At 56.1% G+C, this 15,175-nt stretch carries 11 protein-coding genes; all 11 read right to left on the bottom strand.

The annotated features are described in order from the left end of the window. Window positions 1–9: 9 nt before the first annotated feature. Entirely contained in the window at window positions 10–1,323 is a 1,314-nt protein-coding gene (gene wbpA, locus AYR47_RS15415; RefSeq protein WP_061435773.1) for a UDP-N-acetyl-D-glucosamine 6-dehydrogenase, read from the bottom strand. A 505-nt stretch (window positions 1,324–1,828) separates the two neighbouring features. Next, the gene (locus AYR47_RS15410; RefSeq protein WP_061435771.1) at window positions 1,829–2,992 is read right to left on the bottom strand and encodes an O-antigen ligase family protein; all 1,164 of its coding nucleotides are present in this window, start codon (window positions 2,990–2,992) and stop codon (window positions 1,829–1,831) included. Window positions 2,993–3,202: 210 nt separating this feature from the next. Then, entirely contained in the window at window positions 3,203–3,499 is a 297-nt protein-coding gene (ihfB, locus tag AYR47_RS15405) for an integration host factor subunit beta (protein ID WP_061435769.1), read from the bottom strand. Between the two features lie 132 nt (window positions 3,500–3,631). Then, entirely contained in the window at window positions 3,632–3,916 is a 285-nt protein-coding gene (locus AYR47_RS15400) for a hypothetical protein (RefSeq protein ID WP_061435767.1), read from the bottom strand. Between the two features lie 162 nt (window positions 3,917–4,078). Then, a complete protein-coding gene (rpsA, locus tag AYR47_RS15395) occupies window positions 4,079–5,770 on the bottom strand; it encodes a 30S ribosomal protein S1 (RefSeq protein WP_012722933.1) in 1,692 nt (563 codons plus the stop codon). A gap of 120 nt (window positions 5,771–5,890) precedes the next feature. Beyond that, complete coding sequence (cmk, locus tag AYR47_RS15390; RefSeq protein ID WP_003172653.1) at window positions 5,891–6,580, bottom strand: (d)CMP kinase; 690 nt, start codon at window positions 6,578–6,580, stop codon at window positions 5,891–5,893. Then, window positions 6,577–8,787 carry a bifunctional prephenate dehydrogenase/3-phosphoshikimate 1-carboxyvinyltransferase gene (locus tag AYR47_RS15385; protein ID WP_061435765.1) on the bottom strand — a complete coding sequence of 737 codons (2,211 nt, stop codon included), beginning with the start codon at window positions 8,785–8,787 and terminating at the stop codon, window positions 6,577–6,579. The genes cmk and AYR47_RS15385 overlap by 4 nt, the downstream gene beginning before the upstream one ends. 28 nt (window positions 8,788–8,815) lie before the next feature. Continuing rightward, on the bottom strand, window positions 8,816–9,928 hold the full coding sequence (gene hisC, locus AYR47_RS15380) for a histidinol-phosphate transaminase (RefSeq protein WP_061435764.1): 1,113 nt from the start codon (window positions 9,926–9,928) through the stop codon (window positions 8,816–8,818). Between the two features lie 9 nt (window positions 9,929–9,937). Then, window positions 9,938–11,032 carry a prephenate dehydratase gene (gene pheA, locus AYR47_RS15375; RefSeq protein WP_003172650.1) on the bottom strand — a complete coding sequence of 365 codons (1,095 nt, stop codon included), beginning with the start codon at window positions 11,030–11,032 and terminating at the stop codon, window positions 9,938–9,940. Further along, window positions 11,032–12,117: a 3-phosphoserine/phosphohydroxythreonine transaminase gene (gene serC, locus AYR47_RS15370; protein ID WP_016975319.1), complete on the bottom strand. Its 1,086-nt coding sequence runs from the start codon at window positions 12,115–12,117 to the stop codon at window positions 11,032–11,034. Before serC ends, pheA begins: the two co-directional genes overlap by 1 nt. Before the next feature lie 111 nt (window positions 12,118–12,228). Then, window positions 12,229–14,883 carry a DNA gyrase subunit A gene (gene gyrA / locus AYR47_RS15365; RefSeq protein WP_005786294.1) on the bottom strand — a complete coding sequence of 885 codons (2,655 nt, stop codon included), beginning with the start codon at window positions 14,881–14,883 and terminating at the stop codon, window positions 12,229–12,231. Window positions 14,884–15,175: the final 292 nt, after the last annotated feature.

The raw sequence follows: 15,175 nt of genomic DNA, 5'->3' as shown, positions 1-15,175 counted from the left end.
AACTCCCTACTAAGCTTTAATGATATGAGTCTGTGCTTCTCTATATCTACCACGGCTATCAACAATAAGTTTTGCATTATTGCAAATTAGCTCATAGTCAAAGCTATCGTGATCTGTCGCAACGATTACCGCATCATATGATGAAATCGTTTCTGCCGTGAGAACTGTACTTGCCAAATCAAAATGATGCTCTCGCATTTTTGGGAAAACCGGCACATGCGGGTCACTATAAGAAACCTGAGCCCCCTTGTTTCGAACCAATTCCATGATCTCAACGGACGGAGATTCGCGCATATCATCGACATTTTTTTTGTATGCGATGCCCAACAAAAGAATTCTGCTTCCCTTTAGCGCCTTACCCGACTCGTTCAAGCCGTCCATCAGCTTGCCCATAACATATTCGGGCATTGCTTTATTTACCTCCCCAGAGAGCTCAATAAACCTTGTGTGCAAGCCATATTCACGCGCCTTCCATGTAAGGTAAAAGGGATCTATGGGAATACAGTGCCCACCGAGGCCGGGCCCTGGATAATACGGAGTAAATCCGAATGGTTTAGTCGCGGCGGCATCGACAACTTCAAATATATCAATGCCCATTTTATCCGCAACAATCTTCATCTCATTCACGAGACCAATATTCACGGCGCGATGAATATTTTCCAAGAGCTTAGTCATTTCCGCCGCTTTTGTAGAGCTAACTGAAACAACCCTATCGATAGCCTGCTCATAAAGGGCAACGCCAACCTCTAGGCATGACGACGTGTGCCCGCCGATCACTTTTGGAATTGTGCGTGTCTCAAAGTCAGGGTTACCAGGGTCTTCGCGCTCGGGCGAATAAACTAAAAATATATTTTCGCCGACTATTAGTCCTGTCTCCTGAATTCTCGGCAACAGTTCTTCTTCTGTGGTTCCCGGATAGGTAGTGCTCTCCAAAGATACTACCTGACCAACCCGTACGTGTCCCTTGATGGCATCGGCGGTATTGATCACATAACTCATATCGGGTTCCCGATATTTATTCAATGGCGTTGGAACGCATAGGATTATTGCATCACACTCTTTTATTCTTGAAAAATCCGATGTCGCTTCAAATCCGTTGGTCAAAGCCTCGGCTATTTTAGCCTCTGATATATGTTCAATATAGCTTTGCCCGGCATTCAACTTTTTGACTTTTATGTCATCTATATCTATGCCAACAACACGAAATCCAATAGAACTGTAACGCAGCATCAGGGGCAATCCCACATACCCAAGGCCGACAATCCCTATGACGGCTTCTTTACTTGAATACTTCGCGATGCTATTTTGCTTAACATCTACCATCAGCTCAAACTCCCTAATTTTTAAACGAAGCGATAAATTGATTTCAGCCGACTTTGTAACGCAGATTTACCCCTGTGGGTAAAGGTCGATAAATCCTACACATGCTCAGCCTCAACCTAGACGCTCCTTCAAGGGTTTCATTCTAATATATACAGAATGAGAACCCCATCAAAATTCAAAAAATGACCTAAACATGACCCGTTCTACCGCCCATCCCTCTGGACGTGTGCAACACATCAAGGTGCCGCCATCAAACGAGAAGCCACTCGTAAAGGCGGGGCTGAAACCAAAGAGATAGTTCACGACGAGACGCGGGAGCCCTACAGCTGAGGCAGAGGCAGAGGCAGAGGGGAGAATGGATTGGTCGCTCACAGACTCATAGCGACTACAAGATTGAATAGCCCGTCGATGCATACTTGACCGCTTTGCGCTTGTGCTTGAAGCCCACAAGACTGATAGCTCGACTCTAATTGGCCCAACACATCGGCCCAAGAAACGGTCATGCTTAGATAGAACGCCGTGATTGCAGGACCTTATAGCCTGAGAACAGGCCTAATGCCGCCGCTATCATATTATAAGAAAAATACTTGCTTGTTAGCACCAACAATATCGCCACTGCGAGCATTGAGAGTATCAACGCAACTCTCCGCTCGCCTCCCCAGTAAAATAACGCTGCACAGGCGGACTTATAGAATGCCGAGATAATCATGCCCAAATATATAACCAGACCTATCAACCCCAAGTCTACCCAAACGGAAATTATATTATGAGCATACTCACCGACTTTATAATCCCCATAATTCCCAAACAGCGGTGAGTCTGCGACGATATCCAGTGCATTAACTGCCATATCGGTTCTCATCCTGATCGATCCATCACTCGCCGGGGCCGCCAAATAAAGCACTCTATTCTTTGGCATGTAATCACCAAAAAAATAAATCCCGATAACAACAGCAGCGCATGCTAGACCAACCCAGAATAGCACCCTCCATTTATGCTTAGCCAAAACAATCTCATAGAGCATAACGAACAAAATCAACGCAATAAGCTCACTTCTGGATCCATTTAGATATAAGCTAGGAACTGCTATGATGTAGATCGCCAGCCTTGTCCAACCACGCCTAAGACACGCGACCAGAAGCATCACCGAAAGCATGTATGCATTTGCAAACTCTTGATATGTCGAGACATACGAACTATTAAGACTATGCCCCTTCAAATAAAAAAAACCATTTTCCGAAAAATAAAATACACTAGAACTCATTAATATGACCGCGACAAACAGCGCTCGCTTCAGCATCAACGAGTCCACATCTAACGATCGAAAGACCATAAACACTGTCAACAACTGGAGGACTTGCCCTAGATGCCATGTAAAATACTGGCTTTCGCTTTCTAGCAACTCATTTATACATACCACAGAAAAAAAATAACCGACAAATAGAATAAAATTTAGATCCGCCCAAACTATTCTATTTTTCTTCGCATTACTCGCGATAAAAAACAATGAAGCAATGAAAACCGCCGCCACGGCATACCGGAAGTACCCACCTAAAACAGGAGGGATATAACCTTTTGCGATTGACACTTGATAGAAGAAAAAAAACGGATAAAGCAAAAAAAAACCAACGGTGCCAAATAGCGAAAAACTAGGGATCGTAGCTCTCATCGCATAATCCTTTATTTAATAAAGCCAAAATGCGAATGGCCCACTGAAACTTCATTCATACAGATACATTTTCATCATATGCATAAGCAGTGATTTTATTTCACACCCTATCTGACAGAACCAAGAACGCCTGAACATATAAAATTTCAATCATTCAACGACTGACTTTCGCCCCATAGCTCTATAAACCAACCTAACCCCTCTGGCGATTTAACCCTCGATATCTTCGTCTTCATTCACTCGATCCCTCAACTCTTTTCCCGGTTTGAAATGAGGCACGAACTTCCCGTCCAGACTCACCGACTGCCCAGTTTTAGGATTTCGACCAACCCTGGGCGCACGATAGTGCAGCGAAAAACTCCCAAATCCACGAATTTCAATCCGATCACCAGTGGCCAGGCATTGGGACATTTGCTCAAGCATCGTCTTGATAGCCAACTCCACATCCTTGGATGAGAGCAGCCCTTGATGAGTGACAATTCGTTCAATCAACTCCGACTTCGTCATATTTTTCCCTTCTTTTTCAAGCAGCTAGGAAAAGCGCTTCGAAGGTTTTAGCATGACTTGATGAATTTGAACAGCCCATGCATAAACTTATCTGCTGGCGGAATAAACACCCGTATCGAACGCGCTATGCGCTCAATTGCAGATCACCAGCATCGTCCGTGTTACTGCACCGGCAGGGTTCCAGCCGAACAGGTAGTCGCCCTCTTCGTCCTTGGCGTCACTGGACTTGGTGATAACCTTGTAGCCTTGCATCTTGCACTCTCGGGCGGCGCGCTTTTCGCACTTCTGCCAGTTGTTGCCCAGCCCTGAGCAGTCGATCTCGATGCCGCTCACGCCGCGTTTGGCATGGGTCTTGGCGCTGGTGGTGGAGCAGCCTGCAAGCACCACCACGGCGAGTATTACGATAAGCCTGTTCATTCAAATCCTTACTGAAGCTAAAACACTAGAACGCTTTTTTCTTAAGACTATAGCCAGTTCTGACACTGAGCTGTACGCCTTGGTTCTCGGTTGTTGATTCAACGAATTTCAGGCACAAAAAAGGGCGACCGAAGTCGCCCTTTTTCTATGGTCTGACAGAACTTAGTTCTGTTTTTCCATTTGTGCACGCAACAGGTCACCCAGAGTGGTAGGACCAGCAGCGATGCTATCCGAAGGCTTGTCTTTCAAGCTTTGGATGGCTTCTTTCTCTTCAGCATCGTCTTTCGACTTGATGGAGAGCTGGATTACACGGCTCTTGCGGTCAACGCTGATGATCTTGGCTTCTACTTCCTGGCCTTCTTTCAGAACGTTGCGCGCGTCTTCAACGCGGTCACGGCTGATTTCGGAGGCTTTCAGAGTCGCTTCGATATCGTCGGCCAGAGTGATGATGGCGCCTTTAGCGTCAACTTCTTTCACGATGCCTTTAACGATTGCGCCTTTGTCGTTGTCCTGAACGTATTCAGAGAACGGGTCGCTTTCCAGTTGCTTGATACCCAGGGAGATGCGCTCGCGCTCTGGGTCAACCGACAGGATAACGGTGTCCAGTTCGTCGCCCTTCTTGAAACGACGAACAGCTTCTTCGCCCACTTCGTTCCAGGAGATGTCGGACAGGTGAACCAGGCCGTCGATGCCGCCGTCCAGACCAATGAAGATACCGAAATCGGTGATCGACTTGATGGTGCCGGAGATTTTATCGCCCTTGTTGAACTGGCCAGAGAAATCTTCCCATGGGTTAGATTTGCACTGCTTGATGCCCAGGGAGATACGACGACGCTCTTCGTCGATGTCCAGAACCATAACTTCCACTTCGTCGCCGACTTGTACGACTTTCGAAGGGTGAATGTTTTTGTTGGTCCAGTCCATTTCGGAAACGTGTACCAGGCCTTCCACGCCTTCTTCCAGCTCAGCGAAGCAGCCGTAGTCGGTCAGGTTGGTAACACGCGCGGTAACGCGAGTGCTTTCTGGGTAACGGGCTTTGATAGCAACCCATGGATCTTCACCCAGTTGCTTCAGGCCCAGGGAAACACGGTTGCGCTCGCGATCGTATTTCAGAACCTTGACATCGATCTCGTCGCCAACGTTGACGATTTCGGAAGGATGCTTGATACGCTTCCAAGCCATGTCGGTAATGTGCAGCAGGCCATCCACGCCACCCAGATCGACGAATGCGCCGTAATCGGTGAGGTTTTTGACGATACCTTTGACTTGTTGGCCTTCCTGCAGGGATTCCAGCAGAGCTTCACGCTCGGCGGAGTTCTCTGCTTCCAGGACGCTGCGACGGGAAACGACAACGTTGTTGCGCTTCTGGTCGAGTTTGATGACCTTGAATTCGAGTTCTTTGCCTTCCAGGTGCGTAGTGTCGCGCACAGGACGAACGTCGACCAAAGAACCTGGCAGGAACGCACGGATGCCGTTAACGTCGACAGTGAAGCCGCCTTTAACCTTACCGTTGATAACGCCCTTGACCACTTCTTCAGCTGCGAAGGCTGCTTCGAGAACAATCCAGCATTCAGCGCGCTTGGCTTTTTCACGGGACAGCTTGGTTTCACCGAAACCGTCTTCAACCGAGTCCAGAGCAACGTGAACTTCGTCACCGACATTGATTGTCAGATCACCAGCATCGTTGTAGAACTGTTCCAGCGGGATCAGAGCTTCAGACTTCAGACCAGCGTGAACGGTTACCCAGCGAGCTTGGTAATCGATATCAACGATAACACCGGTGATGATGGAGCCTGCCTGAAGGTTCAGGGTTTTTAGGCTTTCTTCAAAGAGTTCCGCAAAGCTTTCGCTCATTTTAATTCCTGTTGATAAGGGCGAAGAATACGCCCATCTCCACACCCCAGACGGTGTGGGTCAGTTTCAGTTAAAAGAAGCCACCGCAGGACTATGACTGGTCCCCTGCGGCCTTCTTGATCACCCGGCGATATCGCGAATGGCGATTTCACTCAAGATGCGTTCCAGCACCTGCTCGATGGACAACTCCGTGGAATCCAGCTGTATAGCATCAGCCGCCGGCTTGAGCGGGGCTACTGCGCGCTGGGTATCACGCTCATCGCGTGCACGGATCTCATCTAGCAGACTCGACAGACTAACACCATCGACTTTGCCCTTCAACTGCAAGTAGCGGCGGCGAGCCCGCTCCTCGGCGCTGGCGGTCAGGAAAATCTTCAAGGGCGCCTCGGGAAACACCACGGTACCCATATCACGACCATCGGCCACCAGGCCCGGCGGCTCCTGAAAAGCCCGCTGACGCTGCAGCAGCGCATCACGCACGGCCGGCAGCGCGGCAACCTGGGAAGCCCAGGAGCCGACCTGTTCGTTGCGCAGGTCATCCGTCACATCGTCCCCTTCGAGGATGATGCGCTGGGGATGACCTTCCGTCGCGCCGACAAACTGCACATCAAGGTGCGCGGCCAGCAGCTTCAGGGATTCTTCGTTGGTCAGGTCGACGCCATGGTTGCGTGCGGCGAATGCCAGCAGGCGGTACAGCGCGCCGGAATCCAGCAGGCACCAGCCCAGGCGCTTGGCCAGGATGCCGGCGATCGTGCCTTTGCCCGAGCCGCTTGGCCCGTCGATGGTAATCACCGGTGCTTTGATATTCACAATTGAGCCTCTTGGGCAACACGGATGCCGACGTGGGCACACAGTGTAAGAAAATTCGGAAAAGACGTAGCAACATTGGCGCAGTCACGGATACGAATCGGCGCCGCCGCCCGTAGGGAAGCCACGCTGAACGCCATGGCAATCCGGTGATCACCATGGGCATGCACCTCGCCACCGCCCATCGGGCCACCCTCAATGATAATCCCATCAGGGGTCGGTTCACACTTCACGCCCAACGCCAGCAGACCATCGGCCATGACCTGGATACGATCGGACTCCTTCACGCGCAGCTCTGAAGCGCCACGCAACACCGTTCGTCCCTCGGCACAAGCCGCCGCGACGAACAACACCGGAAACTCATCGATCGCCAACGGCACCAGCGCTTCAGGAATCTCGATCCCTTTCAACGCTACCGCTCTTACGCGCAGATCCGCGACAGGCTCACCACCCACCTCACGCTGGTTCTCCAGGGTGATATCCGCGCCCATCAGCCGCAGGATATCGATCACGCCGGTGCGCGTGGGATTAACGCCCACATGCTCCAGCAGCAACTCAGAACCCTCGGCAATCGAAGCTGCCACCAAAAAGAACGCTGAAGAAGAAATATCCCCCGGCACTTCTATATGGGCAGCCGTCAGCGCATGACCGGACTCCACCGACGCCGTCGCGCCCTCCACCGCCACCGGATAACCAAAGCCACGCAACATGCGCTCGGTGTGGTCACGGGTCGGCGCAGGCTCGGTCACCGCGGTTTTACCTTCAGCGTACAACCCAGCCAACAACAGGCAGGACTTGACCTGGGCACTGGCCATCGGCATTGCATAAGCCAGGCCTTTCAACGACTGGCCACCCCGAATGGTCAGCGGCGGACGCCCTTCCGGTCCCGTCTCGATCACCGCGCCCATTTCCCGCAGCGGCTTGGCTACACGACTCATCGGGCGCTTGGACAAGGACGCATCGCCGGTCAGCACACTGTCAAAGCTCTGCGCTGCCAGCAAACCGGACAGCAAACGCATGGAAGTACCGGAGTTACCCAGGTAAATCGGCCCCGGCGCCGGCTTCAGGCCATGCAGCCCCACGCCATGAATGGTCACGCGCCCATGGTGCGGGCCTTCAATCACCACGCCCATGTCGCGAAACGCCTGCAAGGTCGCCAGGGCATCTTCGCCTTCAAGGAAACCTTCGACCTCAGTCACACCCTCAGCCAACGAACCCAGCATGATCGAACGATGGGAGATCGACTTATCGCCCGGCACCCGAATACTTCCGCTCAAGCGGCCACCCGGTTCGGCGAGGAAGGTCAACTCATCAGCGTTCACAGCGGTTTCCATGTAGGCCCGGCGCGCCAGGATCTTGCTGAAATGCTCACGCGCCACCCGCGCACGGGTGAACACGCCCAATAATTGATGGCCATCTCCAGCATCAACTGCGTCGCGCAAGGCGTCGAGGTCGCTGCGGAAGGTGTCCAGGGTGCGCAACACCGCTTCGCGATTGGCGAGGAAGATGTCGTGCCACATCACCGGGTCGCTGCCGGCAATCCGCGTGAAATCACGGAAGCCACCGGCGGCGTAGCGGAAAATCTCGAGGTTCTCGTTGCGCTTGGCCAGGGAGTCCACCAGGCCAAATGCGAGCAAGTGCGGCAGATGACTGGTCGCGGCCAGCACTTCGTCATGGCGCTCGACCTGCATATGTTCGACATCCGCGCCCAGCTCACGCCACAAACGATCCACCACCGCCAACGCAGCCGGATCGGTTTGCGCAAGCGGCGTCAGGATGACTTTATGGCGACGGAACAGCTGCGCATTGGACGCCTCTACCCCACTCTGCTCGGAGCCGGCAATCGGATGGCCCGGTACGAAGCGCGCCGGCATACCACCAAAGGCCAGTTGCGCCGCGCGCACCACATTGCCTTTGGCACTGCCGACGTCTGTCAGGATCGCCTGGCCCAGGTCCATGCCCGCCAGCACGGCGAGCAATTTCTCCATGGCCAGGATCGGCACGGCCAGTTGGATCACGTCTGCGCCTTGGCACGCGAGCGCCAGGTCCGCCTCACAACGATCGACCACGCCCAACTCAACCGCCAGCTTGCGCGATTGCGGGTCCAGGTCCACACCGACCACTTCGCCACACAGCCCGCTTTCACGCAGGCCTTTGGCGAAGGAGCCGCCGATCAACCCCAGACCGACCACCACCAGGCGACCGATCATAGGCACAGCAGGTTGCAATGCAGTGACATCAACCACGGGCCAGAACCTTGGCCAGCGCCTCCAGGAAGCGGGCGTTTTCTGCTGGCAGGCCGATGGTGATGCGCAGGTGGTTCGGCATGCCGTAGTTGGCAGTCGGACGCACGATCACGCCTTCGCGCAACAGGCCCTGGAACACCGGCGCAGCCACTTGGCCGAGGTCGACACAAATGAAGTTGCCCTTGGACGGGATCCAGCCCAGGCCCAGCTCACGGAAGCCTTCCTGCAGTTGCAGCATGCCGCTTTCGTTGATACGACGACCTTCTTCCAGGTACTCGGCATCCTTCACCGCCGCACAGGCCGCCGCCAAGGCGAGGCTGTTGACGTTGAACGGTTGGCGCACACGGTTCAGCACATCGGCCACCACGGCGGTGGACAGGCCATAGCCGACCCGCAGCGACGCCAGGCCATACGCCTTGGAGAACGTGCGCGAAACCAGCAGGTTCGGGTACGCCGCCAGGAAATCCAGGCCGTTCGGCAAATCACTGCCTTCAGCGTATTCGATGTAGGCCTCGTCCAGCACGACCAGCACATGTTCCGGCACATCTTGCAGGAAGTCGTTCAGCGCTTGCGCGTCGAACCAGGTGCCGGTCGGGTTGTTCGGGTTGGCGATAAACACCACGCGGGTCTGGGCGTCGATGGCCGCCAGCATGGCCGGCAAGTCGTGACCCCAATCCTTCGCAGGAACAACGCGCGCATCAGCGCCGACCGCCTGGGTCACGATCGGATAGACCGCAAACGCGTGCTCGCTGAACACCGCATTCAAGCCCGGCGCCAGATACGCACGGCCAACCAGCTCAAGAATGTCGTTGGAGCCGTTGCCCAGGGTGACCTGGTTCAGCTCGACCCGACATTTTTCCGCCAGCAGTGACTTCAGGGCAAAGCCGTTGCCGTCGGGGTAGCGGGTCAGTTCAGCCAGTTCTTCACGAATCGCCGCCAACACTTTTGGGCTCGGGCCCAGCGGGTTTTCGTTACTCGCCAGCTTGACGATGTTCGCCGGATCCAGGTTCAACTCACGCGCCAACTCGTCCACAGGCTTGCCCGGAACGTAAGGCGACAGTTGTTGCACGCCCGGCTGCGCCAGGGCGAGGAAGTTGCCACTCATGTTAAAGCCTCACAGAACCGCTTTCGGGTAAGAGCCCAGCACCTTGAGTGCCACGGCTTCTTGACTGATTTTCTCCAGCACACCTTTGACCAGTGGGTCGCGGTGGTGGCCGATGAAGTCGATAAAGAACACGTAAGTCCATTTACCGCTGCGCGAAGGACGAGTCTCGATGCGCGTCAGGTCAATCCCGTTATCGTGGAACGGCACCAGCAGCTCATGCAGCGCGCCGGGCTTGTTGCTCATGGAGACGATGATGGACGTCTTGTCGTCGCCCGTTGGCGGCACTTCCTGGCTGCCGATCATCAGGAAGCGCGTGGAGTTGTCCGGGCGGTCCTCGATTTTCTCAGCCAGACGCGTCAGGCCATACAGGCCCGCCGCCATATCACCGGCGATGGCCGCCGAGTTCCACTCACCCTTGACGCGCTTGGCCGCCTCGGCGTTGCTGGAGACCGCCACGCGCTCGACATTCGGGTAGTGCGCGTCCAGCCACTTGCGGCACTGGGCCAGGGACTGGGCGTGGGAGTAGATACGGCTGATGCTGTCGGTCTTGGTGTTCTCGCCCACTAGCAGGTGGTGGTGGATGCGCAACTCGACTTCGCCGCAGATCACCATGTCGTGCTCAAGGAAGCTGTCCAGCGTGTGGTTGACCGCGCCTTCGGTGGAGTTTTCCACCGGCACCACGCCAAAATTCACCGCACCGGCCGCCACTTCGCGGAACACTTCGTCGATCGCCGCCATTGGCTTGCTGATCACCGCGTGGCCGAAGTGCTTCATGGCCGCCGCCTGGGTGAAGGTACCTTCGGGGCCGAGGTAAGCCACTTTCAGCGGCTGCTCCAGTGCTAGGCAAGAAGACATGATTTCACGGAACAACCGCGCCATCTCTTCATTACCCAGTGGGCCTTTGTTGCGCTCCATCACGCGCTTGAGCACCTGGGCTTCGCGCTCGGGCCGGTAGAACACCGGCACTTCGCCTTCGGCCAGGGACGCCATCTTCACCCGTGCCACTTCCTGGGCACACCGCGCACGCTCACTGATCAGCTCCAGGACTTTCTCGTCCAGGCTGTCAATGCGTACGCGCAGGGCCTTGAGTTCTTGCTCAGACATTAGCCGTGTTCCTTTTCGAACTCTGCCATGTAGGCAACCAACGCGTTGATCGCGTGGATGTCGACGGCGTTGTAGATGGAGGCGCGCATGCCACCCACCGAGCGGTGGCCCTTGAGGTTGAGCAGGCCGCGCTCGTCGGCACCGGCCAGGAATGGCTTGTCCAGACGATCGTCAGCCAGGCGGAACGGCACGTTCATCCACGAGCGGTCAGTCAGGTTGATCGGGTTGCTGTACAAGCCGCTGGCGTCGATGAAGTCGTACAGGGTGCGCTTCTTCACTTCGTTGAGCTTGCCCATGGCGGCCACACCGCCCTGCTCTTTCAGCCACTCGAACACCAGGCCGGAGAGGTACCAGGCAAACGCCGGCGGCGTGTTGTACATCGAGCCGTTATCGGCCGCGACCTTGTAGTTGAGCATGGTCGGGCACAGCGAACGGGCGCGACCGAGCAGGTCTTCGCGGATGATGTTGACCAGGATGCCGCTCGGGCCGATGTTCTTCTGCGCGCCGGCGTAGATCATGCCGTACTTGGAGACATCGATAGGACGCGAAAGGATGTCCGAGGACATGTCGCACACCAGCGGCACGTCACCGACCTCCGGCACCCAATCAAACTCCAGGCCGCCGATGGTTTCGTTCGCAACGTAGTGCACGTAGGCAGCGTCCTTCGACAGCTTCCACTCGTTCTGACCGGGAATGGCGAAGTAGTCGTACGGCTTGGCGGTGCCTGCGACATTGACGTGACCGTAACGAGAGGCCTCTTCAATGGCCTTCTGGCCCCAGATGCCCGTGTCGATATAGTCAGCCGTGCCGTCTTCCGGCAACAGGTTCAGCGGAATTTGCGCGAACTGCTGGCTGGCGCCGCCCTGCAGGAACAGCACTTTGTAGTTGGATGGAATGTCCAGCAAGTCGCGCAGGTCCTGCTCGGCCTTGGTGGCGATGGACACGAACTCATCGCTGCGATGGCTCATTTCCATCACGGAGAGGCCTTTTCCATGCCAGTCGAGGAGTTCACCCTGCGCACGCTGCAGGACTGCTTCAGGAAGCGCCGCGGGACCGGCACAGAAGTTATAGGCTCTCTTGCTCACATCCAATCTCACTCTGATCTGGTGGGGTGGTGCAATAAACAGGTGTTTCAATACTTTCAGAAGGGACAAACAACAAGGGGGCGAATCTTCATCCGCCCCCTGTGTGTCCGCTTATTCCTGCGGTTCTTCTTCATCTGCGGCAGCGTCGAGGGTCGGCTCGTCGACGTTGTCATCGCCGGCTGCGATCACCTCGCCGTCAAACTCTTCACCTTCCAGCTCTTCGCCTTCGACTTCCGAAGGCTCCTGGACACGCTCAAGGCCAACCAGTTTTTCGTCCTTGGCCAGCTTGATCAGGGTCACGCCCTGGGTGTTACGGCCCAGGCTCGACACTTCAGCCACACGGGTACGTACCAGGGTGCCCTGGTCGGAAATCAGCATGATTTCCTCGCCGTCGAGCACCTGCACCGCGCCGACCAGACGGCCGTTGCGGTCGTTGCTGACCATGGCGATCACGCCCTGGCCGCCACGCTTGTACTCCGGGAACTCGCTGATGGCCGTACGCTTGCCATAACCACGCTCGGAAGCGGTGAGGATCTGGCTGCCTTCTTCCGGGATCAGCATCGAAATCAGCTTCTGCCCTTCCGGCAGACGCATGCCACGTACACCTCGGGCGGTACGGCCCATGGCGCGAACGTCGGATTCCTTGAAGCGCGTGACCTTGCCGCCGTCGGAGAACAGCATGACTTCACGCTCGCCATCGGTGATGGCCGCGGAGATCAGTACATCGCCTTCGTCCAGCTCCAGGGCGATCAGGCCCACGCTGCGCTGACGGCTGAAGGATTCCAGCGGGGTCTTCTTCACGGTGCCTTTGGCGGTGGCCATGAAGATGAAGTGACCTTCGGTGTATTCCTCGACCGGCAGCATGGTGGTGATGTATTCATCACTGTCCAGCGGCAGCAGGTTGACCAGCGGACGACCACGGGCGGCACGGGACGCTTCCGGGATTTCGTAGGTTTTCAGCCAGTACACCTTGCCTTTGCTGGAGAACAGCAGCAGCGTGGTATGGCTGTTGGCGACCAGCAGGTGAGCGATGTAGTCCTCATCCTTCACGCCGGTAGCCGATTTACCTTTACCGCCACGACGCTGGGCCTGGTACGCCGCCAATGGCTGGGTCTTGGCATAACCACCGTGGGAGATGGTCACCACGCGCTCTTCTTCCGGGATCATGTCACCCAGGGTCAGGTCGAGGCGCGCATCGAGGATCTCGGTGCGGCGCACGTCGCCGTATTCGGCGCGGATCACTTCCAGTTCTTCGCGGATCACTTCCATCAGGCGCACAGCGCTGCTGAGGATGCGGATCAACTCGCCGATCTGGTTGAGGATCTCCTGGTACTCGGCCAGCAGCTTTTCGTGCTCCAGGCCGGTCAGGCGGTGCAGGCGCAGTTCCAGGATGGCCTGGGCCTGTTCCGGGGAAAGGAAGTACTTGCCTTCGCGCAGGCCGTATTGTGGGTCCAGGGTCTCTGGACGGCACGAATCAGCACCGGCACGCTCAACCATGGCCACCACGGCACTGGATTCCCAAGGGGTGCTGATCAGCGCTTCCTTGGCTTCCGACGGGGTTGGCGAAGCCTTGATCAGTGCGATCACCGGGTCGATGTTCGACAGCGCAACCGCCTGGCCTTCCAGGATGTGGCCGCGTTCGCGGGCCTTGCGCAGTTCGAACACGGTACGGCGGGTCACCACTTCACGACGGTGACGCACGAAGGCTTCCAGCAGATCCTTGAGGTTCAGGATGCGCGGTCGGCCGTCGATCAGTGCAACCACGTTGATACCAAACACGCTTTGCAGCTGGGTCTGGGCGTAGAGGTTGTTGAGGATCACCTCAGGCACTTCGCCACGACGCAGCTCGATCACCACGCGCATACCGTCTTTGTCGGACTCGTCGCGCAGCTCGGTAATGCCTTCGAGCTTCTTCTCTTTAACCAGCTCGGCGATCTTCTCGATCAGACGCGCTTTGTTCAGCTGGTATGGGAGTTCGGTGATGACGATCTGCTGGCGGCCACCGACCTTGTCGATGTCTTCGATCATCGAGCGAGCGCGCATGTAAATGCGCCCGCGACCCGTGCGGTAGGCTTCAATGATGCCGGCACGACCGTTGATGATCGCGGCGGTCGGGAAGTCCGGACCGGGGATGTATTGCATCAGCTCATCGACGGTCAGCTCAGGGTTGTCGATGAGGGCCAGGCAACCGTCGATGACTTCACCGAGGTTGTGCGGCGGGATATTGGTCGCCATGCCCACGGCGATACCGCTGGAACCGTTGACCAGCAGGTTGGGGATCTTGGTTGGCATGACGGCCGGGATCATTTCGGTGCCGTCGTAGTTCGGCACCCAGTCCACGGTTTCTTTATGCAGGTCGGCCAGCAGCTCGTGCGCCAGCTTGGTCATGCGCACTTCGGTGTATCGCATGGCCGCGGCGTTGTCGCCGTCGACCGAACCGAAGTTGCCCTGGCCGTCTACCAGCAGGTAGCGCAGGGAAAACGGCTGGGCCATCCGAACGATGGTGTCGTACACCGCAGTGTCGCCGTGGGGGTGATACTTACCGATCACGTCACCGACAACACGGGCAGATTTCTTGTACGGCTTGTTCCAGTCGTTACCCAGCTCGCTCATCGCGAACAGCACACGCCGGTGCACGGGCTTCAAGCCATCGCGCGCATCAGGCAGTGCCCGACCGACAATTACGCTCATCGCGTAGTCGAGGTAGGACTGTTTCAGCTCGTCTTCGATATTGACCGGGAGGATTTCTTTGGCCAGTTCGCCCATGAGAAGCCTGATTCCTTTTTCGGGTGAAACCTCGTCACATCCATATGGGACGAACGAAGCTCGCCGCTGCCGGCAGAGTGCCTGACAACGACTTACGACAAATCAACGAGTTATGACACGGATCTGCACGTTATAGGCCACCCCTCGGGGCAACCCTGGAAACCGCCGGATGTTATCACAATCGCCGCCACGCACCTATCCCCCTGATGCGCATGGAGCATAGTAAGTTGACGGATGACAGGCTTGAGGGCGACGAGAGGGGCTCAGAGCTGGATCCAAGCCCAATTTTGAT

This window comes from Pseudomonas azotoformans (assembly GCF_001579805.1).
GTDB lineage: Bacteria > Pseudomonadota > Gammaproteobacteria > Pseudomonadales > Pseudomonadaceae > Aquipseudomonas > Aquipseudomonas azotoformans_A.
The sequence above is the reverse complement of the archived record's forward strand: the minus strand, read 5'-3'. Positions and strand labels throughout refer to the sequence as shown.